Annotated in this window: 22 protein-coding genes; 9 read left to right on the forward strand and 13 right to left on the reverse strand. The window is 48.2% G+C overall.

Annotation, left to right across the window (positions count from 1 at the left end; genetic code table 11):
* Nucleotides 1-9: 9 nt before the first annotated feature.
* The gene (locus HMPREF1207_RS13380; protein ID WP_009673485.1) at nt 10-261 is read right to left on the reverse strand and encodes a DUF3343 domain-containing protein; all 252 of its coding nucleotides are present in this window, start codon (nt 259-261) and stop codon (nt 10-12) included.
* Nucleotides 262-414: 153 nt separating this feature from the next.
* On the opposite strand from HMPREF1207_RS13380, the gene yyaC reads away from it, so the two are divergent.
* Nucleotides 415-1,029, forward strand: a complete 615-nt coding sequence (gene yyaC, locus HMPREF1207_RS13385) for a spore protease YyaC (RefSeq protein WP_009673397.1) — start codon at nt 415-417, stop codon at nt 1,027-1,029.
* Here yyaC and HMPREF1207_RS13390 read toward each other — a convergent pair.
* From HMPREF1207_RS13390 to rpmH, 12 genes are all read right to left on the reverse strand, one after another.
* Nucleotides 1,004-1,498 (reverse strand): DUF4446 family protein, encoded by a 495-nt coding sequence (locus HMPREF1207_RS13390; protein WP_009673398.1) that lies wholly within the window; start codon nt 1,496-1,498, stop codon nt 1,004-1,006. The genes yyaC and HMPREF1207_RS13390 overlap by 26 nt on opposite strands.
* Before the next feature lie 66 nt (nt 1,499-1,564).
* Nucleotides 1,565-2,728, reverse strand: coding sequence for an aminotransferase class V-fold PLP-dependent enzyme (locus HMPREF1207_RS13395; RefSeq protein WP_009673470.1), 1,164 nt, complete (start codon nt 2,726-2,728; stop codon nt 1,565-1,567).
* A gap of 101 nt (nt 2,729-2,829) precedes the next feature.
* Nucleotides 2,830-3,690: a ParB/RepB/Spo0J family partition protein gene (locus HMPREF1207_RS13400; protein WP_009673433.1), complete on the reverse strand. Its 861-nt coding sequence runs from the start codon at nt 3,688-3,690 to the stop codon at nt 2,830-2,832.
* The gene (locus tag HMPREF1207_RS13405; protein WP_036739716.1) at nt 3,671-4,444 is read right to left on the reverse strand and encodes a ParA family protein; all 774 of its coding nucleotides are present in this window, start codon (nt 4,442-4,444) and stop codon (nt 3,671-3,673) included. The genes HMPREF1207_RS13400 and HMPREF1207_RS13405 overlap by 20 nt, the downstream gene beginning before the upstream one ends.
* 431 nt (nt 4,445-4,875) lie before the next feature.
* Nucleotides 4,876-5,703, reverse strand: a complete 828-nt coding sequence (gene noc / locus HMPREF1207_RS13410; protein WP_009673389.1) for a nucleoid occlusion protein — start codon at nt 5,701-5,703, stop codon at nt 4,876-4,878.
* Nucleotides 5,704-5,962: 259 nt separating this feature from the next.
* Nucleotides 5,963-6,691: a 16S rRNA (guanine(527)-N(7))-methyltransferase RsmG gene (gene rsmG, locus HMPREF1207_RS13415; RefSeq protein WP_009673428.1), complete on the reverse strand. Its 729-nt coding sequence runs from the start codon at nt 6,689-6,691 to the stop codon at nt 5,963-5,965.
* 8 nt (nt 6,692-6,699) lie between these two features.
* Entirely contained in the window at nt 6,700-8,589 is a 1,890-nt protein-coding gene (mnmG, locus tag HMPREF1207_RS13420) for a tRNA uridine-5-carboxymethylaminomethyl(34) synthesis enzyme MnmG (RefSeq protein ID WP_009673482.1), read from the reverse strand.
* A 22-nt stretch (nt 8,590-8,611) separates the two neighbouring features.
* Nucleotides 8,612-9,988: a tRNA uridine-5-carboxymethylaminomethyl(34) synthesis GTPase MnmE gene (gene mnmE / locus HMPREF1207_RS13425; RefSeq protein WP_009673451.1), complete on the reverse strand. Its 1,377-nt coding sequence runs from the start codon at nt 9,986-9,988 to the stop codon at nt 8,612-8,614.
* A gap of 88 nt (nt 9,989-10,076) precedes the next feature.
* A complete protein-coding gene (gene jag, locus HMPREF1207_RS13430; RefSeq protein ID WP_009673436.1) occupies nt 10,077-10,694 on the reverse strand; it encodes an RNA-binding cell elongation regulator Jag/EloR in 618 nt (205 codons plus the stop codon).
* A complete protein-coding gene (locus HMPREF1207_RS13435; protein ID WP_016423739.1) occupies nt 10,691-11,446 on the reverse strand; it encodes a YidC/Oxa1 family membrane protein insertase in 756 nt (251 codons plus the stop codon). Before HMPREF1207_RS13435 ends, jag begins: the two co-directional genes overlap by 4 nt.
* 104 nt (nt 11,447-11,550) lie before the next feature.
* Nucleotides 11,551-11,898, reverse strand: a complete 348-nt coding sequence (gene rnpA / locus HMPREF1207_RS13440; protein ID WP_009673476.1) for a ribonuclease P protein component — start codon at nt 11,896-11,898, stop codon at nt 11,551-11,553.
* Nucleotides 11,899-12,036: 138 nt separating this feature from the next.
* Nucleotides 12,037-12,171, reverse strand: a complete 135-nt coding sequence (rpmH, locus tag HMPREF1207_RS28810) for a 50S ribosomal protein L34 (RefSeq protein ID WP_009673467.1) — start codon at nt 12,169-12,171, stop codon at nt 12,037-12,039.
* Nucleotides 12,172-12,648: 477 nt separating this feature from the next.
* Here rpmH and dnaA point away from each other — a divergent pair, with 477 nt between their 5' ends.
* The 8 genes from dnaA to HMPREF1207_RS13480 all read left to right on the forward strand — a co-directional run bounded on the left by dnaA (nt 12,649) and on the right by HMPREF1207_RS13480 (nt 22,683).
* On the forward strand, nt 12,649-14,013 hold the full coding sequence (dnaA, locus tag HMPREF1207_RS13445) for a chromosomal replication initiator protein DnaA (protein WP_016423740.1): 1,365 nt from the start codon (nt 12,649-12,651) through the stop codon (nt 14,011-14,013).
* A gap of 168 nt (nt 14,014-14,181) precedes the next feature.
* Entirely contained in the window at nt 14,182-15,324 is a 1,143-nt protein-coding gene (gene dnaN / locus HMPREF1207_RS13450; protein WP_009673444.1) for a DNA polymerase III subunit beta, read from the forward strand.
* Between the two features lie 39 nt (nt 15,325-15,363).
* Nucleotides 15,364-15,579, forward strand: coding sequence for a S4 domain-containing protein YaaA (yaaA, locus tag HMPREF1207_RS13455; RefSeq protein WP_009673395.1), 216 nt, complete (start codon nt 15,364-15,366; stop codon nt 15,577-15,579).
* 26 nt (nt 15,580-15,605) lie between these two features.
* Complete coding sequence (gene recF / locus HMPREF1207_RS13460; protein WP_009673481.1) at nt 15,606-16,724, forward strand: DNA replication/repair protein RecF; 1,119 nt, start codon at nt 15,606-15,608, stop codon at nt 16,722-16,724.
* A gap of 6 nt (nt 16,725-16,730) precedes the next feature.
* Nucleotides 16,731-16,979 (forward strand): extracellular matrix regulator RemB, encoded by a 249-nt coding sequence (gene remB, locus HMPREF1207_RS13465; RefSeq protein WP_009673439.1) that lies wholly within the window; start codon nt 16,731-16,733, stop codon nt 16,977-16,979.
* Nucleotides 16,980-17,013: 34 nt separating this feature from the next.
* Nucleotides 17,014-18,930: a DNA topoisomerase (ATP-hydrolyzing) subunit B gene (gene gyrB, locus HMPREF1207_RS13470; RefSeq protein ID WP_009673452.1), complete on the forward strand. Its 1,917-nt coding sequence runs from the start codon at nt 17,014-17,016 to the stop codon at nt 18,928-18,930.
* Between the two features lie 64 nt (nt 18,931-18,994).
* Nucleotides 18,995-21,520 (forward strand): DNA gyrase subunit A, encoded by a 2,526-nt coding sequence (gyrA, locus tag HMPREF1207_RS13475; protein WP_009673409.1) that lies wholly within the window; start codon nt 18,995-18,997, stop codon nt 21,518-21,520.
* A gap of 89 nt (nt 21,521-21,609) precedes the next feature.
* The gene (locus tag HMPREF1207_RS13480) at nt 21,610-22,683 is read left to right on the forward strand and encodes an HD-GYP domain-containing protein (RefSeq protein WP_009673432.1); all 1,074 of its coding nucleotides are present in this window, start codon (nt 21,610-21,612) and stop codon (nt 22,681-22,683) included.
* Nucleotides 22,684-23,137: the final 454 nt, after the last annotated feature.

The following is a 23,137-nucleotide window of genomic DNA, read 5'->3' on the forward strand; positions in this document are numbered from 1 at the left end:
CCACCGCCCTTACTTTTCCATCCTAACATATTCGGATTCTTTTTTGAAATAAATGCCTCTGATTTCCACCTTCTCCGTCTCGATGATCCGCTGCACTTCCGTATAGTCCTCTGCCGGAAATTGAATGGAAAGCGCACAGCCCGCCGTTACGCCTTTGGGAGTCGGGCACAGGTCGATTTCGATATCCGCGTATTCGAGCAGCATTTCGGCCCGCAGCGCCTGCTGGGTAGAGTCGAATGCAATGAGCAGCCATTCCCCCATTCTTCATCCCTCTCTTCACTCTAGTTTCTTCTCTATCGACTACGTATATTTTATCGACTTTCTCCGTATACTAGTAAAAACTTCTAAGCGCCCAGCTAATGCCTGCCAAAGCGTTTTTCCACGATTAAGAAGACAAACCCGGAGGGATCCTCAATGAAACCATTCGGCTTTTCCGCGAAACCGGCTGCCGAGCAGCCCGCTTCTATTAAACTTTCTCATTCGGACGGCAGCACGCCTGCAGCTCTATCCGCATACTTTTCCGAGATTCTAAAAAAGCTGCCCTCCTATCAACCTATTGTGATCGTGTGTGTCGGTACGGACCGTTCCACAGGCGATTCACTAGGCCCCCTGGTTGGCAGCAATTTAAAGAGACGAAGCGGCGCTTCCTACTCCCTGTACGGAACCTTGGATGAGCCGGTACATGCCATGAATTTGTCGGATACGATTACGGCTGTCGAGACTGCCCACCGCTATCCCTTCATCGTGGCGATTGACGCTTGTCTCGGTCAGGTATCCAGTGTCGGCTCTATACAAGTCGGGCATGGCCCGCTTAAGCCGGGAGCAGGCGTAAATAAGGAACTTCCGTCGGTTGGCGATATCCATGTTACCGGTATTGTAAACGTCGGCGGTTTTATGGAGTATTTCGTGCTTCAAAATACCCGCCTCAATCTGGTGATGAATATGGCCGACGTTATCGCCGGCTCCCTCCATCACGCGCTTTGTTCCGTCCGGCGGTCTTCCCCTACTTCTGCGCTAACGTCAGATTGATCGCTTCTTTCTCCTCGGGAGAAAGCAAGTATGGAGAACCGCCCTTCTCGACCGGTTTGGCATAGATGTATGTATCTTCCCTGCTGTGAATGCCGGTGATGAGAATCCCATCTTCATACTCGTCCAGAATAGCCACCGTGAAGCTCATAAGACTTCCCGTGTCCGAGAAGGCGTTATAGCGGTGAATGCCGACCTTGGATTTCATCCGTTTCATGGATTGGCTGATCCGGTTCAGCCGGTCCGCCGTATCTCCCTGCAGAATGATCTGATCCTCAATCTGCTGCTGCATGTGAACAAGCAGCTGTTCGATATTAACCTCTCCGGCGCCATTCATGACTTTCTTATATTGTTTGCGAAGCTTGCCCAGTTTAATCCACAACGCAAGCATTCCGATTAACAGCAACAAGACAAGCAAACAAAGAACCGATAAAATCGGTTCAACCGGCAGCCCGATGTTGTTTTCACCCATGTCCTTCTTCCCCTCTGCTATCTTGTCTCGCTGTTTCTTGTTCATTCCAGTCGGCTGCGTTCCTGCTTATAAAATAACGGATTCCGCTATTTCTTTGACCGCTTCAATTAGAGTATCCACTTCTTCATCTGTCGTAAAATAGCTGACGCTTGCCCGGACGGCACCGGTTTTACCTGTGCCTGCGGTTTCATGCGCAAGCGGCGTGCAGTGATAGCCGGCTCTGACCGCGATGCCGTAATGCTGGTCCAGGATGAACGCCACCTCGGACGCATCCATATGCTCCAGGACGAAGGGCACGATGCCCGTCCGTTCTTCGCCGATTCCGGGACCGAGAAGCCGAAGATCCGGCACATCACGGAGCGCTTCCATGATCCGCTGAGTTTGCCGCCACTCCTTCGCGTGAATGTTCTCCACACCCGTCTGCAGGACAAACTTCAGGCCTTCGCTTAACCCGGCTAATCCCGGGGTATTCGGCGTGCCCGCTTCGTACCTGTCCGGTCTTACGGAAGGCTGGTCGATCGCTTCCGACTGGCTGCCTGTTCCGCCGTGCATAAGAGGCTCCAGATCGAGCCGGGGATGGATATACAGGCCTCCCGTCCCTTGAGGCCCCAGGAGACCTTTATGGCCCGGAAACGCCAACATATCGATCCCCATCTGCTCCACGTGAATAGGAAGGATTCCGGCCGTCTGAGCGGCATCTACGAGCAAGCATATTCCCTTCTCTCTGCAGAGCTGCGCAATATCAGCGACAGGCAGGATGCTTCCGAGCAAATTGGAGCTATGGTTGATAACGACAAGCGAAGTGTTGCTTTGAATATTTTCCTTTAAGGCGTCTATGTTTATTCTCCCGAATTCATCGGTTTCCAGATAGGTGACCTGCACGTTTTTGGTACGCCTCAAATATTCAAGGGGTCTTCGGACGGAGTTATGCTCTACTGCCGTACAGATAACATGCTCTCCCTCTTTCACATGGCCTTTGATAGCCAAATTGAGGGCTTCCGTTGTATTGGAACCGAATGCGAGATCATTTGGATTTTTAAAACCGAACAGCTTCGCTGCGTGCTTGCGTGCTTCGAACACAACCCGGCTTGCCTGTACAGCCATGGCATGGCTGCCTCTGCCGGGATTAGCCGCATATTCGTTGATGCAGCGCAGCACAGCCTCTCCGACCTGCGGCGGTTTTGGCCAAGAGGAAGCGGCATTATCGAAATATAAAAACGGCTTCGTCACTGCCGGCCCCTCCTCACAAAGATAGCATACCTTCTCTCACTTTCTTTACGGACAGAAAGCCAAAGATTTGTATGCTATGTATGGTTTAGTTAGATAAACAATCAGGAAATCTGCCCTTGAAGCATTTCCAGCAATCTTTCCAAATCATCTTTGGAGTAATACATCAGTTCGATCCGTCCTTTATAATTTTGATGCTTGATCCGGACCGTCGTACGGTAATGATCCTGAAGCTGCTCTTCCGCCTGATGAAGATAAGGATCTTTCTTCTTGTCTTTCACTTTCGGTTTTTCCTTGTCTTCGGAAGCAAGCTCTTCACGCCGCTTAATCTCTTCCTCTAACTGGCGAACGCTCCATTGACCGTTAATACAAGCATCCGTCAGTTCTTTCTTCACCTTGTCATCCTTAACCCCTACAATCGCACGGGCATGTCCCATGGACAGTGTTCCACGTGAAACATATTGCTTGATGGATTCAGGCAAATGAAGAAGACGCAGGAAGTTCGCGATATGAGAACGGCTCTTGCCTACTTTTACAGACAACTCTTCTTGCGTTAATGAAAACTGATCTATGATGGCTTGATAAGCGATTGCAATCTCCATCGCATTCAAATCTTCACGCTGAACGTTTTCGATCAATGCGATTTCCATAACCTGCTGATCGCTAAGCTTTTTCACAACCGCTGGAATGGTTGCTAAACCGCTTGCCTGAGAAGCGCGGAATCTTCTCTCCCCGGCAATAATCTCGTAGCCTTTTAAAACCGTACGAACAATGATCGGCTGAATAACGCCATGTTCCTTGATGGAAGAAGCCAGCTCTTGAATACCGTCTTCGTTAAAATGTTTACGAGGTTGGTATGGATTCGCCCGCAGCTGATTCAAAGGGATCTCAATGACCTTGTCCTCTTCCCCGATCTCCAGCTCCGGAATAAGCGCTCCGAGACCTTTACCTAGTCGTTTGCTCAAGACTAATCACTTCCTTTGCAAGCTCTAAGTATACTTCCGCACCTTTAGACCGCGGGTCATAAGTAATAATGGATTGTCCATGGCTCGGCGCTTCGCTGAGTCGGACATTACGCGGTATAATCGTTTGATACACTTTTTGCTGAAAATATTTCTTCACTTCTTCAATGACCTGAATACCTAGGTTTGTACGGGCGTCAAACATCGTTAGGAGAACGCCTTCAATTTGCAGTGATGTGTTTAAATGCTTCTGCACAAGTCTGACTGTATTCAACAGCTGGCTTAATCCTTCAAGCGCATAATACTCGCACTGGATCGGGATAATCACGGAGTCGGAAGCCGTCAGTGAGTTAATGGTCAAAATCCCTAACGACGGAGGACAATCGATGAGGATATAATCGTACATATGCTCGACAAGCTGAAGCGATTTTTTCAACCGAACTTCACGCGATATCGTTGGAACCAATTCAATTTCGGCGCCCGCCAATTGGATAGTAGCCGGAATAATGTTCAAATTCGGAATTTTAGTAGCAACTGTAGCGTCTTTCGGGTGAATATCATTAATTAGGACGTCATAAATACAGTATTCCACATCTGCTTTATTGACCCCAATCCCACTCGTCGTATTACCCTGAGGGTCGATGTCCACCAGCAGTACTTTTTTGCCGAGCGAAGCCAAACAAGCACCCAGATTGACAGATGTCGTTGTCTTCCCTACGCCGCCTTTTTGATTCGTTATCGCGATTGTCTTGGACAATTCATTCACCCCACTACCTTAAAACCTCTCATTAAAAATTTAACAAAGAGAATACTACTATATTACCATAATCAAGAGAACGAAACTAATAAAAATGCAGGTTCCGACAACAAAATGAAGAAATTTGGCAGATTGCTCGACTGTAGTTTCAAATCGGTTTCCAAGCGTCAATTAAACTATACACATGCGGCTCTTTCCCACTTAGAATGCATGCAGTAAATAACGAACAAACCTATGACGTATCTCGCACCTAAAAAGTTTGCACTCTTCCTGATATTTTGCAGCTGAATTTTTAAAAACCTTTTCTGGTATCCCCCTCAATTAATTCCACATTCCAATCTTCCTAACAAAAAAACCTCCTGTTACAAATTCAGCTTCCTTTACGGGAGACTGCCTTTGTCATACAGGAGGATTATGCTTTAATCCCTTGATTATTTTGCCGAATGCTGTTTAGGAATTTTAATGATGATTTCGTAGTGATCTTCATGATCCTGTTCAGCCGTATTAATATTGAGACCCGAACTGGCCACCATCTCAACGGACTGTCTGATGGTATTTAGCGCCAGACGTACATCTTTCGAATAAGAAACACGTTTGCTTTTCTTAATCTGCGTAGCTTCTTTCAAAAATTGAATGCGTGTTTCCGTCTGCTTCACATTAAGCTCTTTAGCAATAACCTCTTCAAGAATTTTTACCTGAAGCTCTTCTTGATCCAAAGAAAGCAGTGCACGTGCATGCCTCTCCGTGATCTTCCGCTCAATAAGTGCCATTTTAACAGGTTCGCTCAAATTCAACAGACGAATCTTGTTGGCGATAGTCGATTGGCTTTTGCCCAGTCGTTGTGCCAGACTTTCTTGTGTGAGATCATGCATCTCTATAAGCTGCTGATAAGCGGCCGCTTCTTCGATCGCCGTCAAACCTTCACGCTGCAGATTTTCGATTAAAGCAATAGACGCAGCTTGAGAATCGTTGAATTCCCGCACGATGGCAGGGATGGTTTCCAGACCGAGCTTTTTGACCGCTCTTAATCGGCGTTCCCCTGCTATTAACTCAAAAGTATTATTACGTACCCTTACAACGATAGGCTGAATAACGCCATGTGTACGAATCGTTTGGCAAAGTTCATCAATGCGATCATCATCAAAAATCGTTCTTGGCTGGTACGGACTCGGATTGATGTTTTGTACGGGAATGTTTTTAACTTCATCCATATTGCTTCGCTCCGTAAAACCAAAAAGTTTTGACAGCTGCTCTTTCATGAATATAATACCACCCAACTCTTCCCCGATATTTTACAGGAAGGAGAAAGCAAAGCTTCGGCATTCTACCAACCCGTTTATCTGAAACCAAAGAATTAAAGAAGGGTCGCAGACTCCCCTGTCACGACAATTCTATCCATAGATCTTTAATTGCGTAAAAATCCCCTATATAAGATATTCGTCAGCTACCCATCTTTTTCCTGCCAATAAAGGTAAGAATTCATGAAATTCCTGGTAATGATGTTCCACGTGAAACATCCTATTTCACTAAGGGCTGCTTTAAAGGCAATCCAGCTTTACGAGGATATTTACCGGGTGTAGGTGCTGTTTTCTGGATTTGGATAAAATGCCGTACGGACTTCTCGACTGGCAATTCCAAACGTTCTACCTGTTTAAGCCGGCCTTTGAGCAAGCCTATACTAAAGGCTGCCTCTTTCATCTCTTCTTCCGCATCCGCGGCCTTCATTGCAACAAACAATCCCCCTACCTTCACAAAAGGCAGGCAAAATTCATTTAGCACGCTGAGCCTAGCGACTGCCCGCGCCGTAACCAGATCATACCGGTCACGGTGCTGCTGCAGCCGGGCTGCATCTTCCGCACGGGCATGGACACACGTTACATCCGTCAGTCCAAGCTCTTTTACGAGCTCATTCAGAAAAACAATCCGTTTGTTCAAAGAATCCACAATCGTAACTTTCAGATGCGGAAAAGCGATTTTCAAAGGGATGCTGGGGAAACCGGCACCAGATCCGATATCCGCCAGGGTATCTACTTTTTCCATATCCACATAAAAGGCAAGCGAAAGCGAATCGTAGAAGTGTTTCAAATAAACCTGGTCGCGCTCTGTGATCGCGGTTAGATTAATTTTCTCGTTCCACTCCACGAGCAAACGGTAATACGTCTCGAACTGCTGGAGCTGTTCATCGGAGAAAGACAGCTGGTGGGGCTGCAAATGACTAACAAACTGCTCTTGTATTAAATCGGTCATAAATTCCTCTATCCCCTTGCAGCGATAACTTGGTTATAGTGCTCCAGGTACACGAGCAGGATGGAGATATCCGCCGGTGTTACACCAGAGATCCGGCTCGCCTGTCCGATGGATACGGGACGAATTTTTGCGAGCTTCTGCTTTGCTTCCGTTGCAATTCCGTGAATATCTTCATAGATGATATCGTCCGGAATCTTTTTCTTTTCCATCTTTTTAAGCCGTTCTACCTGCGCCAGCTGTTTTTCGATATACCCCGCATATTTCACTTGAATTTCGGCCTGCTCTTTTACCTCATCGGAAAGCTCTACCGGCAGAGGAAGCATACCCTCAATGTGAGAGTAGTTGATCTCCGGGCGTTTCAGAAGGGTGAGAAGATCCACGGCATTATTCAGCAGAACGGTGCCCGCTTCCTCGAGAATAGCCTGAACGTGAGGTTCCGGACGGACCTTGGTCGTTTTAAGACGCTGAAGTTCCTGTTCGATCTGTTCCTTCTTCTCCATAAAACGCTGGTAACGTTCTTCCGGAATCAGCCCGATTTTATGACCGATCGGAGTCAGCCGAAGATCGGCGTTATCGTGACGCAGCAGCAGACGATACTCCGCACGCGAAGTGAGCAAACGGTATGGCTCCGGCGTCCCCTTGGTCACCAGGTCATCGATCAGCACGCCGATGTAGCCTTCGGAACGGTCGAGGATGACCGGGTCCTTCCCTTGCACCTTGCAGGCCGCATTAATACCGGCCATGATGCCTTGCCCGGCCGCTTCTTCATAACCCGAGGTTCCGTTGATCTGCCCTGCCGTAAACAAACCCTCAACCTGTTTCGTTTCAAGGGTCGGTTTCAGCTGCGTCGGAACAACCGCATCGTATTCGATAGCGTAACCGGTACGCATCATTTCAACCTTCTCCAAGCCTGTAATCGAACGCAAAATTTTGAGCTGCACATCTTCCGGCATGCTTGTCGACAGTCCTTGCACATAGTACTCGGACGTATTACGGCCTTCCGGCTCAAGGAAAATCTGATGCTTCGGCTTATCCGCAAAACGGACGATTTTATCCTCGATAGACGGACAATAACGGGGACCCGTTCCTTCAATGGCTCCCGAAAACATCGGCGCACGATGCAGATTATCGTTAATAATCTCGTGAGTATTCTCGGTCGTATAAGTCAGCCAGCATGGCAGCTGATCTTGAGTGCCCTCTTTCGTTTCGTAGGAGAAAAATCTTGGATTTTCGTCCCCGGGCTGAATTTCCGTTTTGGAAAAATCAATGGAGTCCTTGTGCACACGCGGCGGAGTTCCCGTTTTGAAACGAACGAGTTCCAGACCTAAATCACGCAGAGATTGGGACAACCGGACAGAAGGCTGTTGGTTGTTAGGGCCGCTTTCATACATAAGTTCACCCATAATTACTTTCCCGCGCAGATAAGTACCTGTCGTCAGAACGACCGCTTTGCCGTAATATTCGGCCCCAGTCTTCGTGACTACGCCTTTGCAGACGCCATCCTCCACAAGCAGTTCTTCCACCATCCCCTGACGTAACGTCAGGTTCGGAGTGCTTTCAATCGTTTCTTTCATCATGTGCTGATACAGAAATTTATCCGCCTGAGCACGCAGTGCATGAACGGCCGGCCCTTTTCCTGTGTTCAACATCCGCATCTGAATGTACGTTTTATCGATATTGCGTCCCATTTCTCCGCCAAGCGCGTCGATCTCCCGGACAACATGCCCTTTTGCAGGTCCTCCGATAGAGGGATTGCAAGGCATAAAAGCAACCATATCCAGGTTGATGGTAAGCAGAAGCGTTTCACAGCCCATTCTGGCTGCGGCCAGCGCCGACTCTACACCCGCATGGCCCGCTCCGATGACGATAACTTCGTAGTTCCCGGCTGAGTAGCCCATCTTTTCTACCTCCTATACCGTCTTATTTCCCAAGACAGAACTGTGAAAAAATTTGATCAATCAACGATTCGGCAACCGAATCTCCTATAATTTCACCGAGATGCTCCCACGCAGCACGGATATCAATCTGAATCATATCGATTGGCACATAGGCATCATTGGCTTCCATTGCTTCACGAAGCGAGCCTTTGGCCTGCTTCAGCAGTCCGATATGCCGGACGTTGCTGACATAGGTCAAATCCGTGGACTCCAAATTACCTTCGAAGAAAATAGCCGAGATCGCTTTTTCCAGCTCCGCGAGGCCGCTTCCTTCCAGAAGAGATAGAGAAACCACTCGTCCCTGCGGGAATTTGGCTTCGATCTCATCTTTATCTATTTGTAAGGGAAGATCCGTTTTATTCAAAATGACGATAGTTTGACGCTGTCGCAGTTCTTCTATCATGGCCAGTTCTTCAGGCAGCAGCGGTTCGCTGCTGTTTAACACCAAGAGAATCAAATCCGCTTCGGACAAAGCCGTCCTGGAACGCTCAACCCCGATTTGCTCTACAAGGTCCGACGTTTCCCGGATACCGGCCGTATCAAGAAGCTTGAGCGGAATACCGCCCACATTGACGTATTCCTCGATCACATCCCGGGTTGTCCCCGGAATATCCGTGACGATAGCGCGGTTCTCCTGCGCCAGCGTATTGAGCAGCGAGGACTTTCCGACGTTCGGCTTGCCGATAATCGCCGTCACAATGCCCTCACGCAAAATCTTCCCGTGTTCGGCCGTTCTTAACAGCTCGTCGATACGGGAACTCACTTGAATGCAGCGTTCGCGGATAAACGCATTGGTCATTTCCTCAACGTCATGCTCCGGATAATCAATGTTCACTTCAATATGAGCCATCAGCTCAACCAGCTGGTAGCGCAGCTCGCCTATCGCTTTGGATAAATTGCCGTCCACCTGCTTCAGCGCAATTTGAAAAGCACGGTCCGATTTGGACCGGATCAGGTCGATGACCGCTTCCGCCTGGGTCAGGTCGATCCGTCCGTTCAGAAAAGCGCGCTTGGTGAACTCACCAGGCTCGGCAACACGTATCCCCTGCTCCAGCAGGAGGTCCATCACCCGTTTGACGGAGACAATTCCCCCGTGACAGTTGATTTCAACGACATCTTCCGTCGTAAAAGAACGCGGTGCACGCATGACGCTGATAAGAACTTCCTCTATTTTATCACCCGATGAAGGGTGAATGATATGCCCGTAATGAATGGTATGTGTCTGAGCCTCGGACAATTTCACTTTAGACCGGAATAACGGCTCCACTAGCTTGACGGCTTCGTCGCCGCTGACTCTCACAACCGCTATACCGCCTTCCCCGAGTGGAGTGGCAATGGCGGCAATTGTATCTGAAATCATAAAATAAACACCCCGTAAGCGGAGCGGTAACCGCTCAAATTATGAAAAAAGCAATGACGCCTAGAAAATACAGGGTCATTGCAGACAGTTATCTTAACGTAATTACAACGCGACGATTCGGCTCGTCGCCTTTGCTGTATGTTTTCACCGACGGATGCGATTGTAGCTCGGCATGAATGATTTTGCGCTCCTGAGCGTTCATCGGCTCCAAAATCAATTCCTTCCGAGAACGGACGACACGGCCCGCAAGCCGGTGTGCCAGTTCCTGCAGCGTCTGCTTCCGTCTGTCTCTAAACTGCTCGGCATCGAGCAGGATGCGGACATGCGCATTTGAGAACCGATTTGCGACGATATTGACCAAATATTGAAGCGCGTCCAAAGTTTGTCCTCTTTTACCGATCAATATTCCGAGTTCGGATCCGCTTAAGTTAAACAAATGGCCTTCTTTCGTTTGCTTCTGGTCAATGGAGATAGCCAGCCCCATCGTATCGAACAGCTCTTTCAGAAAAGCAATGGCTTCTTCGATCGGATCCGGGATCTTCTCGAGCTCCACCTTCGCTTCCTTCGTGCCGATCAATCCGAGAAAACCTTTGGACGGCTGTTCCAGGACGGTGACATGCACCCGGTCTTGCGTAGTGCTTAACTGCACAAGACCGGCCTTTATTGCATCATCAATCGTTTTTCCCGTCGCAATCACTTTTTTCATGCAGCCTGTCCACCTTTTGTTTTAGGAGATCGACCGTACAAGAAATAGGTCTGAACGATGGTGAAGACGTTGCTGTAAATCCAGTACAGCGGCAAAGCGGATGCGAAGCTCATCGACATCACGAAGATCATCACCGGGAAAATAAACATGATGCTCTGCATCTGTTTGTTCATCGGGTTCTGAGCCGACATCACTTTCTGCTGAATGAACGTAGTAGCCGCCGCTAGGATCGGCAGTACATAGAACGGATCGGGTTTACCGAGTTCCATCCATAGAAATTGGTGAGAAAAAATGTGCGGATTCCGTACGATCGCTTGATAAAGCGCCAGCAAAATCGGCATCTGAATCAGAATCGGGAAACATCCGGCAAGCGGATTGACACCATGCTTCTGGAAAAGCTTCATTGTCTCTTCCTGCTGCTTTTGCGGGTTATCTTTAAACTTCTCGCGGAGTTTAGCCATTTCCGGCTGTACTTCCTGCATACGCTTAGAGCTCTTGTACTGCTTCAGCGTCAGCGGCAGAACGATCAGGCGGATGATGATAGTCACGATCAGGATAGAGATACCGTACGAATTGCCAATCGAATTGGCAAAGAAATCGAGCAGATCAGACAGAGGGATAATGAAGTATTTGGTGAAAAATCCTGCTGTCGCGGGATCCAATGGAGGATACGAGGTAGGCGACGTGCCGCAACCCGTTAGCACGAACAACAGCAAAAGAAGTGGTGCATATTTGTAGGTTCGACGAATCAATTGAGGTCCTCCCAGTTTTCTATTCCACCATAAACTATACCATAGTTTAATCCGGCAAGGAAATAATTGCTTGGAAATTAAAGCATGTTCAAATCGAGCCGGGATCAGCTGTTTTTTCGCAGCAGCCCCGCCCGTTTGAAAACATGGTAGATGCTCTTCTCCATCTCGTGGAAATCCATTTCGACGGCCGGCTTTCTCACGATGACAATATAATCGTAGCCACCGGGAAACCGTTCCTCGTTCAGCCGGATAATTTCCTTTAAAACGCGGCGCAGCCGGTTGCGGATGACGGCGTTTCCAATCTTTTTGCTGGCCGAGATCCCCAGCCGGAAATGTTCATTCTCACGACGAGGCATATAATATAGAACAAACTGGTGGTTCGCTGCCGACTTTCCGTAGCGATACACCTTTTGAAAATCTTCTCTTTTTGCAAGCCTAAGCTTTTTTTCCACAAGCAAGCACTCCAAACAAAACCGCTTCTTTGACCGCCCATTACTTAGTTTTCACCGGTAACGGGCGGTTTAATCGGTCGAAACCCTCACAAGCCTATAAAAATCCAGAAAAAAAGACCACATCAAGTGGCCTGGCAATTAAGCACTCAGTACTTTTCTACCTTTTTGACGGCGTGCTTGCAGCACTTTACGGCCGTTTTTCGTGCTCATTCTTTTACGGAAACCGTGGTTCTTCTTCCGTGTTCTTGTGTTCGGGTTAAACGTAGGACGCATCTATTTGCACCTCCCTGAGGATCTATCTAATCCCAAAAATGTCTTTTTCAATTAAAGCACAAAGAGAGGCTATAAGTCAAGGTGGAAGCTCGGTCGGAACAACCTGTGTACAAATTTTTCAGGCCTCTGTGCAGAACTTGTCGAAAACAAACAAATTATCAACAATATCTAGTGGTGTTAATATTAACTTTACACAAGGGGTTGAATATGTGGATAAATTAAAACATTGCGTTGATAATCCCTCTCTCATTTGCTAATATAGTATTGTTTCTGTTGTGGATATTCTCCTGACACCCTTCGTTTATCAACAGCCTGTGGATAACATTGTGAACAATTTTCCCTCTATTCGAGCAAGTCTCTTCTGCATAACCTGACTCGTGTGGATAAGAATCGACAAGATTTTGTGGTAATTGACATGAAGCAAGGCGACATGGCGTTTTCCGCAAGTCTTTTTTATGTTTAAAGGAGTGAACTGTTGTGGATAGCCATACGACCGACTCATGGCAGCAAGTCCTGTCTATCATACAAAAAAAATTAAGCAAGCCGAGCTTCGATACTTGGCTTAAATCCACAAGAGCTACCGTCTTTACGGATACGACTGTCGTCATCAGCGCACCGAACAATTTTGCGAAAGAATGGCTGGAAAGCCGCTACGCGAAAATGATCGGGACCACGATCTATGAATTTCTCGGCAAACAAGTCGAGGTCAAATTCATAAACGAGTCCGACGAGAAATCACCCGTCGCGGTACAAGCCCCGCCCCCGGAAATTCCGAAGGAGCCTGCCGCTCCCGTTCAAGAAGAAACTTTTCATCATATGATGAATTCGCGGTACACGTTCGATACGTTCGTTATCGGTGCCGGCAACCGGTTCGCCCATGCGGCTTCTCTTGCCGTTGCGGAGGCTCCGGCCAAAGCATACAATCCGCTTTTTCTATACGGAGGCGTAGGACTCGGGAAAACCCACTTGATGCACGCAATCGGGCATTATGTACTCGAACATAATCCGCGGGCGCGCGTTCTCTACATCTCGTCCGAGAAATTTACGAACGAATTCATCAATGCGATTCGGGACAACCGCGGTGAAGGATTCCGCAACAAATACAGAAGCATCGACGTGCTTCTTATAGACGATATTCAATTTCTTGCGGGTAAAGAACAGACGCAGGAAGAATTTTTCCACACATTCAACGCCCTTCATGAAGAAGGCAAGCAGATTATCATTTCCAGCGACCGGCCTCCCAAAGAGATCCCGACGCTCGAAGACCGTCTGCGTTCGCGCTTTGAATGGGGACTCATTACGGATATCCAGCCGCCGGATCTGGAGACGCGTATTGCCATTCTCCGCAAGAAAGCCAAGGCCGAGAATCTTGAAATTCCGAATGAAGCGATGGTGTATATCGCCAATCAGATCGATACGAACATTCGGGAACTAGAGGGTGCATTGATTAGGGTCGTCGCCTATTCCTCCTTGAGCAACCAGGATATTACGACTCATCTGGCTGCGGAAGCGCTGAAAGATATTATCCCTTCAAGCCGGCCGCGGGTCATTACGATGCAGGATATCCAGCAGAAAGTCGGAGAGTTCTACGGGTTGAAAATGGAGGACTTCAAAGCGAGGAAACGGACCAAAGCCGTTGCTTTTCCTAGGCAGGTTGCCATGTATTTATCTCGGGAAATGACCGATTTCTCTCTTCCCAAGATTGGCGAGGCGTTCGGCGGACGCGATCACACGACCGTCATCCATGCGCACGAAAAAATTAGCGAAGCCCTGAAAACAGATCAGGAACTTTTCAAAATCATTCATAGCCTGACGGAAAAAATCAAAAATCCGTCCTCTTAATAACTACAAGCCTATGCACAAACTATGCACATGTGGATAGGCTTGTTTTTTGTGGCTTTCGTCCACATATCCACATATCCAGTGCCTCTACTACTATTACTAATAAAAAAAAGGTATTATATAAGGGTATGCAGTCCGGCTAGAATTTAGAACCACAGGAGTGAAAACATGAAATTAACGATATTGAAAGATTATCTTAATGAATCCATTCAGCACGTCTCCAAGGCAATCTCCAGTAAAACGACTATTCCGATTTTGACCGGAATCAAAATAGACGCCACTTCAGAGGGTGTAACACTGACTGCCAGTGACACCGACATTTCCATCCAAAGCTTTATGCCGACCGAAACTGCTGAGCTGAAAGTAATTGAGCTCTTTCAACCGGGAAGCGTTGTGCTCCCTGCTAAATTTTTCATGGAAATGATCCGCAAGCTCCCTTCCCAAACGATCGAGATCGAAGTTAAGGACCATTTTCAAACGACGATTCGTTCGGGATCTTCCGAAGTACAAATTATGGGTCTCGACCCTGAAGAATATCCGCTTCTGCCCCAAATCGAAGAAAGCCGTACGATCCGGATTCCAAGCGATCTGCTCAAAACGATGATCAAGCAGACGTCTTTTTCCGTTTCGACGAATGAAACTACGCCTATTCTGACCGGTGTACTCTGGCAGATTTCGGACAATAAGCTGAAATTTATCGCTTGCGACCGCCACAGACTGGCTTCCCGTGAGATTAACCTCGATCTGGAGCCGGGGCAAAAATTCCATCCGATCGTTATTTCCGGACGTACGCTTAACGAGCTGAGCAAAATTTTGCCGGATCAGAATTCCTTGATCGATATCGTTATTGCGGATAATCAGGTGTTGTTCAAAATGAACTCGATTTTGTTCTATACGCGCATCCTGGACGGAACTTATCCGGATACATCCAAGCTTATTCCGCAATCGTTCCAGACAGAACTCGTTGTGGGCACCAAAGAACTGGCCGATGCGATCGACCGTGCCTACCTTCTCTCCAGAGAAGATAAGACCAATATCGTTAAACTCGTGATGAAAGAAGATGAAACCATCGAGGTTTCTTCAAGTTCGTCCGAATTGGGCAAAGTAACGGAACAACTGCAGCTTCAGAAAATCAACGGGGATCTCCTGCGGATCTCGTTTAATTCCAAATATATGCTCGATGCGCTTAAAGTCATGGATAGCGACCATATTCACATCGGGTTTACCGGCGCTATGCAGCCGATTATTATTCGTCCGGAAGAACAGCAAAATATTTTGCAGCTTATTCTCCCGTACCGCACGACAAACTAAGGCAACTGACAATTAAATCAAACAAACGGAGGAGACTCGATGAAAGAGGTCACCATTCGTACGGAATATATAACCTTGGGTCAATTTTTAAAATTGGCGGACTGCATTCAAACCGGGGGACAGGCCAAATCCTTTCTTCAGGAAGCCCATATCGAAGTAAACGGAGAAATCGAAAACCGCCGCGGGCGGAAGCTGTACTCCGGAGACAAAGTTGCCGTAGAAGGCTGCGGGGAATTCGTCGTGTCCCGGGAATAGGCCCGAGAAGCACAGGAGGAACGCCATTGTTTGTCAAACGGCTGTTGTTGGATCATTATCGAAATTATCCACATGTGGAAATCTCGACGGATCGGAATGTTAACATCTTTGTAGGTCCCAATGCGCAGGGAAAGACCAACTTGCTGGAATCCATCTATGTGCTTGCACTGACCAAGTCTCATCGTACCCATCAGGATAAGGAATTGATTCAATGGCAGGAGGACCATGCCAGACTTTTCGGCGAGGTGGAACGAAAATACGGAATGAGTACGCTCGAGCTTGCGATATCGGGCAAAGGCAAGAAAGCGAAAGTAAACGGGCTTGAGCAAAAAAAGCTGAGCCAGTACGTCGGGGCGCTCAATGTGGTGATGTTCGCTCCCGAAGACCTGGAAATCGTGAAGGGAAGCCCCGGCATCCGCCGGAGGTTTCTCGATATGGAAATCGGGCAGGTTTACCCCAGCTACCTCTACGACCTCACTCAATACCAGAAGGTGCTAGTGCAGCGGAATAATTTGCTGAAGCAGTCTTACCCCCCTTCCGCGGCCAATAGCTCCATGCTTGATGTGTGGAATGAACAGCTTGCGGCCTTTGGTGTTAAAATTATGAAAAAGCGTCAAAGCTTTATAAAGAAACTCCAAAGCTGGGCGGAGCAGATTCATCAGGGAATCACCGACGGCAAGGAAATGCTCCGGGTGGAGTATGCTCCTTCCTTTGCGGACGGGCACTTTGAAGATGAATCTGTTTTATTGGACCGATTTATGATAAAGTTATCACAGATAAAAGAACAGGAAATGCGAAGAGGCGTCTCATTGATCGGTCCGCACCGGGACGACCTTCTTTTCTGCATTAACGACAAAGACGTACAAACGTACGGATCCCAAGGGCAGCAGAGAACGACTGCTCTTTCTTTAAAGTTAGCCGAAATCGAACTCATCCGGGAGGAGGTCGGCGAGTACCCTGTTTTACTCCTCGACGATGTTCTTTCCGAACTTGACGAATATAGACAGACCCAACTCATCCAGACGTTCCAGAAGAAAGTGCAAACGTTTATCACAACGACCGGACTCGAAAGCGTCCATTTGGACCAGTTAGACCATGCGGCCGTTTTTCATGTTTCGAGCGGCAGCGTCATCGACAGGAGTTGAGAGATTGTGTTTATCCATTTAGGCGGCGAAAAGATTATTCGTTCCTCGGAACTCATCGCGATTTTCGATCTGTCGATCGAGAAGTCTTCGAAGATATCCAAGCAGTTTATTGCAGAGGCTACTCGCAGCAAGAAGATCGAGATCATTGGCGAAGAGGAATGCAAATCGCTTGTCGTGACGCAAAGCAAAGTGTTTTATTCCCCAATCTCCTCAATGACTTTGAAGAAACGCGCAAATCAGCTGTTGACGAACTGAGCGATTTGACTATGTAAAAGCAGGTGAAGGGTGTATGACTTTGAACCAAAATTCGTACGATGAGAATCAGATTCAGGTACTGGAAGGGCTGGAAGCCGTTCGTAAAAGACCGGGCATGTATATCGGCTCGACCAGCAGCCGCGGCCTCCACCATCTCGTGTGGGAAGTTGTCGATAACTCCATCGACGAAGCGCTGGCCGGTTATTGTACCCGTATCGACGTCATCGTTCATAAAGACAACCGGATAACCGTTATTGATAACGGCCGCGGAATTCCCGTAGGGGAACATGCCAAAATGAAGCGTCCCGCGCTTGAAGTGGTTCTCACCGTGCTCCATGCAGGCGGCAAATTCGGTGGAGACGATTCGGGCTATAAAGTTTCCGGCGGACTTCACGGGGTAGGTATTTCCGTTGTAAACGCCTTGTCCTCGCATCTTCTCGTACGAGTCAAGCTTCACGGCAAAATCCACGAACAAGAATATCGCCAGGGTAAACCGCAATACGATCTTCGGATTATAGGCGAAACGGAAGAGACCGGAACAACGGTTACGTTTACGCCCGATCCGGAGATTTTTACGGAGACGACCGAATACGAATACGAGATTCTGCAATCCAGAATCCGTGAACTGGCGTTTTTGAATAAAGGTATCGAAATCAATCTGATCGACGAACGCACGGACACGTCCGAAAGCTTTATGTACGAGGGTGGAATTAAATCTTTCGTCGAGCACTTGAACCGCAATAAAGAAGCCCTTCATCAGCCTCCGATCTATGTGGAGGGCAGCAAGGAGAACATCCAGGTTGAAGTGGCTATTCAGTACAACGACAGCTATACGGAGAACATCTATTCGTTTGCCAACAATATCAATACCCACGAAGGCGGTACCCACGAGTCCGGCTTCAAAAGCGCATTGACGCGGATTCTGAATGATTACGCGCGCAAAACGAATGCGATCAAAGAAAGCGGCTCTAACCTGTCCGGTGACGACGTTCGTGAGGGCTTGGCCGCCATTATCTCGGTCAAGATACCCGAGCCGCAGTTTGAAGGACAGACCAAGACGAAGCTCGGCAACAGCGAAGTGCGCGGAATCGTCGATTCTCTGTTTGCCGAGAAGCTTCTCGAGTTCCTGGACGAAAACCCGGCGATCGCGAAGAAGATCGTGGAGAAAGGCCTCCAGGCCTCCCGTGCGCGCGAAGCGGCCCGTAAAGCGAGAGAACTGACCCGCCGCAAGAGCGTGCTGGAAGTAAGCTCCCTTCCGGGTAAGCTGGCCGACTGCTCGTCCAAGGATGCGTCTATCAGCGAGCTGTACATCGTGGAAGGGGACTCCGCCGGCGGGTCGGCCAAACAGGGCCGTGACCGTCACTTCCAGGCCATTCTGCCGATCCGGGGTAAAATTTTGAACGTGGAGAAAGCGCGTCTGGACAAAATTTTATCGAACCTTGAGATCCGTGCCATTATTACGGCGATGGGTACCGGCATCAGCGACGATTTCGATATTACCAAAGCCCGCTACCACAAGCTGATCATTATGACGGATGCGGACGTCGACGGAGCCCATATCCGTACCTTGCTGCTTACGTATTTCTATCGTTACATGCGCAAGCTGATTGAAGTGGGGTACGTGTATATCGCCCAGCCGCCGCTTTATAAACTGGAGCGGGGCAAAGTAGCCCGCTATGCATACAGCGACAAGCAGCGGGATGAGATCATGAAAGAATTTGGCGAAGGAGCCAAAGTCAACGTTCAGCGTTACAAAGGTCTCGGGGAGATGGATGCGGAACAATTGTGGGATACAACCATGGATCCGGAAACTCGCACTCTGCTGCAAGTCACTATCCAGGATGCGATGGATGCCGATTCTATTTTCGATACGCTGATGGGAGACAACGTGGAACCTAGACGTAATTTCATTCACCAGCACGCTAAGTATGTAAAGAACTTGGATATTTAAAGCTTCAAGAGATAGAGGGCTGGATTTATTCCAGTCTAGGATGCACGTTTCAGGAGGATAAATCATGACCGAAGAAATGCGTTCGCAAGTCGTTGAGGTTGATATTAGTTCGGAAATGCGCACCTCATTTTTAGATTACGCCATGAGTATCATCGTCAGCCGTGCGCTTCCCGATGTCCGGGACGGCCTCAAACCGGTTCACCGGCGTATATTGTACGCAATGTCCGAGCTGGGCATGTATTCAGATAAACCGCACAAAAAGTCAGCCAGAATCGTCGGCGAAGTAATCGGCAAGTACCATCCTCACGGGGATTCTCCCGTGTATGAAACGATGGTCCGGATGGCACAGGACTTCTCGCTGCGTTACATGCTCATTGACGGGCACGGAAACTTCGGTTCCGTCGATGGCGACATGGCGGCAGCTATGCGTTACACGGAGGCACGCCTTTCCAAAATTGCTATGGAGATGCTCCGCGATATCAATAAAGAGACCATTGACTACATTCCGAACTATGACGGAGAGGAACAGGAGCCGGTTGTACTGCCGGCACGGTTCCCTAACCTTCTTGTTAACGGGTCTTCCGGGATTGCCGTAGGTATGGCCACCAATATTCCGCCGCATAACCTTGGAGAGGTTATAGACGGAATTCAGCAAATGATCGAGAACCCGGATGTAACCCCGTTGGAATTGATGCAGTCAATCAAGGGGCCGGACTTCCCGACGGGTGCGTATATACTTGGCCGCGAAGGAATTCGGCAGGCTTATGCCACAGGCAGAGGCTCCGTTACCATGAGAGCGAAAGCCGACATTGAAGAAGTGAATAATAAAGCGCGGATTATCGTGCATGAAATTCCTTATCAAGTAAACAAAGCCCGTTTGATTGAGAAAATCGCAGAACTCGTCCGCGACAAGAAAATCGACGGCATTACAGACTTACGTGACGAATCGGACCGTAACGGTATGCGCATCGTTATGGAGTTGCGTCGTGATGTGAATCCGAATGTCGTTCTTAACAATTTGTATAAGCATACAGCTTTGCAGTCCAATTTCGGTATCATTATGCTGGCCCTCGTAAATGGAGAACCTCGGGTTCTGAACCTGAGGGAGATGATTTATTATTACCTGGAGCACCAGAAAGTCATTATCCGTAGACGTACCGAATACGATCTGCGCAAAGCCGAAGCCCGTGCTCATATTCTCGAAGGTCTGCGTATCGCGCTCGACAATCTGGATGAAGTCATTGCCCTGATCCGTTCTTCGCGTACAACCGAAGCTGCGCGTGAAGGCTTGATGACAACCTTCAACCTTTCACACGATCAGGCGCAAGCCATCTTGGATATGCGTCTGCAGCGCCTTACAGGTCTGGAGCGGGAGAAGATTGAACAAGAGTATGCCGAGCTTCTTCAAAGGATCGCGGAATTGAAAGCTATTCTTGCGGATGAGCAGCTTATTCTTGCTATCATCAGTGATGAACTCAATGAAATTAAACAAAGTTACGGCGATGAAAGACGCAGTGAAATTACCAAAGGCGAAGACAGCATCGAAGACGAAGACTTGATTCCTCAAGAAGATGTTGTCATTACTATTACCCACACGGGCTATATTAAACGCCTTCCGGTAAACACGTACCGCAGCCAGAAACGCGGAGGCCGCGGAATCGTCGGTATGGATACGAAGACGGATGACTTTGTAAACCATCTTTTCGTAACCAACACGCATCACTACCTTCTCTTCTTTACCGATAGAGGCAAAGTGTACAAGCTTAAGGCCTACGAGATTCCGGATCTTAGCCGGACTGCGCGGGGAACCCCGATCATCAATCTGATTCAGATTGAACAGGGCGAAACCGTAAGTGCCGTTATCCCGGTTCAGGAATTCAGTGCGGACAACTACTTGTTCTTTGCCACAAAGCGGGGAATTGTGAAAAAAACTCCACTGGATGATTACATCAATATCCGCAAAGGCGGCTTGATCGCAATCAACCTCCGTGACGATGACTCGCTTATCGGCGTTAAACTGACGGATGGCAAACGCCACATCATCATGGGGACACGTGACGGCATGTCCATCCGATTCCCTGAAGACGATGTCAGATCCATGGGCCGTTCGGCCACGGGTGTCAAAGGCATTCAAATCGGTTCGGAAGATACCGTTATCGATATGGACGTGGTTGACGAAGACGCGAGTGTCCTGATTGTGACCTCCAAAGGTTTCGGCAAACGGACGCCGATAGCGGAATACCGCGTGCAATCACGGGGCGGCAAGGGGATCAAAACGCTCAACGTTACCACCAAGAACGGTGCGGTAGTAGGTCTTAAAGTCGTGAACAACGAAGAAGACCTGATGATCATTACCGCGAGCGGGACACTTATCCGGACAAGCATCTCGGGCATCTCTGAAATGGGACGTAACACGCAGGGGGTTCGTCTAATCAACATCCGCGAGGATGATGAGGTCGCAACTGTCACTCATGTGGCCAAGAGCGAGGAGAGCCAGGATGATGAGTTCAACGAAGAAGATCAGGAACAGATAGCGTCTGAACAAACAGACACACAGGTGGAAAATCCTGAAGAGGATACTGAAATTTAATAAATACATTCGGAGGTGGGGACTTACATCCCCATCTTTTTTGTTTTACAATAAAATTGACAAACTTAGGTAAAACGGAGGGAAACACCTTGCGGACAGTCTCTGTCTCACAAATTAAAGCCGGCGATAAGCTTCTGGAGGCTGTAAACAGCCGTTTCGGCAATGCATTATTTTATAAGGGCAGAATCCTGACAGAGCGAGATGCGGAGATTCTGAAAGCATTCCTGATCTCTACCGTAACCATTGATAATGGGACAAGCAATTCGGGTCAAGAATCGGCCGGTGCGGTTGCTTCATTGGATATAGATACGAAACAAATTTCATCCTTTGATCTTTCTTACGACAAAATGCTGCAGCTTCTAAAGAAAGCGTTCGGTCTTGTGCTGGGCAATTCTGCCCTGCCGGTGCTGGAGATGCGTAATGAGCTTCACAAGCTGATCGAGCATATAGAAGGGTATCAGGTCCTTACGTTTACACCGCGGCAGTTTCAGCTTCAGGATTTCGTCTATCACAACAGCATCATGGTTTCTCTGACATCTTATCTTCTGGCTAAATGGCACGGACTCCCTCAGAAGGATTGGATGCAGATAGCCCTCGCCGGACTCCTGCATGATATCGGCAATGCCAAAATCGATCAGGCTCTTCTCGTTAAACCGACCAAGTTAACACCTATAGAGCTTGAGGAAATGCGCCAGCACACCCTATACGGTTACAATGTGCTAAAACCGATAGCAGCCCTTAACGAGGGAGTTAAGCTTTGTTCTCTTCAGCATCATGAGCGGGAGGACGCCTCCGGCTATCCGCTTGGTCTTAAAAGCGATCAGATTCACATCTATTCCAAAGTGGTTGCAGTAGCCGATATCTTTCATGCCATGACAAGCGTTCGTTATCATCAGGAAGCCACATCTCCTTATGTGGTTCTGGAGCAGCTGAGCAAAGATGCTTTCGGCAAAGTCGATCCGGCGATCGTCAATACGTTCATCGACAAAGTGACTTCTTTTCATATCGGGACCGTTGTAAAATTGAACGATAACCGTGTAGGCGAAATTGTTTTCTCGGATCGGTCGTACCCGACACGTCCTTGGGTCAACATTAACGGAACAATCGTTAACCTTACGATGGAAAGAAACCTGTACATTCAAGAGGTCATCGAAGCTCGTTAGGGACAAATAGGTTCGATGAAAAATATCTTCCCTAGGGAAGATATTTTTTGTTGACATGGTATCGAGCGGATGGTATATTAGTATTCCGCCTTCCGAAAGAAGCGACAAATTAAAAACCTGAAAAAATTCATCGAAAAAAAAGCTTGCAATCAACTAGGTGAATGTGGTATATTAATTAAGTCGCCGCTGGAACGAAGCGGACAACGACGAGGCTGATAAAGCCGAGATTGTCCTTTGAAAACTGAACAACGAGTGATTGAAGCGTCTCAAGTAATTGAGACATTAAATGAGAAGAAATTCTCGTCAGCAACGAATTTTTGAGCTTAATCAGCTTGAGATAAACCGCTGGCCTTTGGCCGGCACAACTTTATCGGAGAGTTTGATCCTGGCTCAGGACGAACGCTGGCGGCGTGCCTAATACATGCAAGTCGAGCGGACTTGATGAGAAGCTTGC

Source organism: Paenibacillus sp. HGH0039 (assembly GCF_000411255.1).
Lineage (GTDB): Bacteria > Bacillota > Bacilli > Paenibacillales > NBRC-103111 > Paenibacillus_F.

Coding starts and splice junctions, on each gene's coding strand:
- noc (WP_009673389.1), bottom strand. CDS start 5,703: ATGAAAGAGCAGCTGTCAAAACTTTTTGGTTTTACGGAGCGAAGCAAT.
- mnmG (WP_009673482.1), bottom strand. CDS start 8,589: ATGGGCTACTCAGCCGGGAACTACGAAGTTATCGTCATCGGAGCGGGC.
- gyrB (WP_009673452.1), top strand. CDS start 17,014: ATGACTTTGAACCAAAATTCGTACGATGAGAATCAGATTCAGGTACTG.
- yyaC (WP_009673397.1), top strand. CDS start 415: ATGAAACCATTCGGCTTTTCCGCGAAACCGGCTGCCGAGCAGCCCGCT.
- rsmG (WP_009673428.1), bottom strand. CDS start 6,691: ATGACCGATTTAATACAAGAGCAGTTTGTTAGTCATTTGCAGCCCCAC.
- jag (WP_009673436.1), bottom strand. CDS start 10,694: ATGAAAAAAGTGATTGCGACGGGAAAAACGATTGATGATGCAATAAAG.
- rpmH (WP_009673467.1), bottom strand. CDS start 12,171: ATGCGTCCTACGTTTAACCCGAACACAAGAACACGGAAGAAGAACCAC.
- HMPREF1207_RS13380 (WP_009673485.1), bottom strand. CDS start 261: ATGGGGGAATGGCTGCTCATTGCATTCGACTCTACCCAGCAGGCGCTG.
- mnmE (WP_009673451.1), bottom strand. CDS start 9,988: ATGATTTCAGATACAATTGCCGCCATTGCCACTCCACTCGGGGAAGGC.
- dnaN (WP_009673444.1), top strand. CDS start 14,182: ATGAAATTAACGATATTGAAAGATTATCTTAATGAATCCATTCAGCAC.
- gyrA (WP_009673409.1), top strand. CDS start 18,995: ATGACCGAAGAAATGCGTTCGCAAGTCGTTGAGGTTGATATTAGTTCG.
- HMPREF1207_RS13390 (WP_009673398.1), bottom strand. CDS start 1,498: ATGGGTGAAAACAACATCGGGCTGCCGGTTGAACCGATTTTATCGGTT.
- yaaA (WP_009673395.1), top strand. CDS start 15,364: ATGAAAGAGGTCACCATTCGTACGGAATATATAACCTTGGGTCAATTT.